This is a genomic window from Arthrobacter sp. Dra40, from assembly GCF_059091905.1.
Genome location: NZ_JBNHHB010000490.1, coordinates 1 through 1,317, shown reverse-complemented (window position 1 = coordinate 1,317; position 1,317 = coordinate 1). Strand labels below are relative to the sequence as shown.

General features: G+C 68.1%; 1 protein-coding gene. It reads right to left on the bottom strand.

What is annotated here, in order from left to right; all coding sequences use genetic code 11:
* The coding region (locus AC5RWT_RS37465; protein ID WP_494084630.1) for an O-acetylhomoserine aminocarboxypropyltransferase/cysteine synthase family protein at window positions 1-1,181 on the bottom strand (1,181 nt) is incomplete at its 3' end.
* Between the last annotated feature and the right edge of the window lie 136 nt (window positions 1,182-1,317).

The following is a 1,317-nucleotide window of genomic DNA, read 5'->3' as shown; positions in this document are numbered from 1 at the left end:
ACCAGCTGGTCGGCGGTGAGCTGCTGGTGCGTGGTCGATCCCGGGTGCAGCACCAGGGTGCGGGCGTCGCCGATGTTGGCCAGGTGGCTGGCCAGTTGCAGCGACTCGATGAACTTCTGGCCGGCGGTGCGGCCGCCCTTGACGCCGAAGCTGAACACGGAGCCCACGCCCTTGGGCAGGTACTGCCGGCCCCGCTCGTAGTGCGGGTGCGCGGGCAGGCCGGCGTAGCTGACCCAGGAAACGCGTTCGTCGGCTTCCAGCCACTCGGCCACCGTCCGGGCGTTCGCCAGATGCTCGTCCATCCGCTGGGCCAGCGTCTCCACGCCCTGCAGCAGTTGGAACGCGGACTGGGCGGAGAGCGACGGGCCGATGTCGCGCAGCTGCTCGGACCGGAGCTTGGTAAGGAAACCGTACTCGCCGAAGTTGCCCCACCAGGAGACGTTGCCGTAGCTGGGCACCGGCTCGGTCATCTGCGGGAAGTTGCCGTTGCCCCAGTTGAAACGGCCGGATTCGACGACGACGCCGCCCAAGGTGGTGCCGTGGCCGCCGAGGAACTTGGTGGCGGAGTGGATCACAATGTCCGCGCCGTGCTCGATCGGGCGGATCAGGTAGGGCGTGCTCAAGGTGGCGTCCACGACCAGGGGGATTCCGGCGTCGTGCGCCACGGCAGCCAGGCCCGCCAGGTCCGCGATATCGCCGGACGGATTGGCCACGATCTCCGTGTAGACGGCCTTGGTGTTCTCCCCGATGGCCGCGGCGAAGTCGGCCGGGTCGGAGGAATCGACGAACGTGGTCTCCACGCCGAACCGGCGCAAGGTCACGTCCAGCTGGGTGATGGTCCCGCCGTAAAGCTTGGACGAGGCCACAATGTGGTCGCCTGCGCCGGCCAGGGCGGCGAAGGTGATGAACTCGGCGGCCATGCCCGAGGACGTGGCCACCGCGCCGATGCCGCCCTCGAGCGAGGCGATGCGCTCCTCGAACGCGGCGACCGTGGGGTTGCCGATGCGGGAGTAGATGTTGCCGTACTTCTGCAGGGCGAAAAGGTTCGCGGCGTCGTCGGTGTCCTTGAACACGAACGAAGTGCTCTGGTAGATCGGTACGGCCCGGGCACCGTGCTCGGCGTCGGGCGTGCCGCCGGCGTGCAGGGCACGGGTGCGGAAACCGAATGTGCGTTCAGCCATCAGGCAGCTCCTTCAAAACTGGGGTTCCCGGGCAATGACGGTCCGTAGCGGCGCGGGCGGGCGTCGTCCGGATCAAAGATTGCTTGCGCTCTCTCCATCGCTTCTGGCGGTAGCACCTTTCCGGTGGGCCGGATGG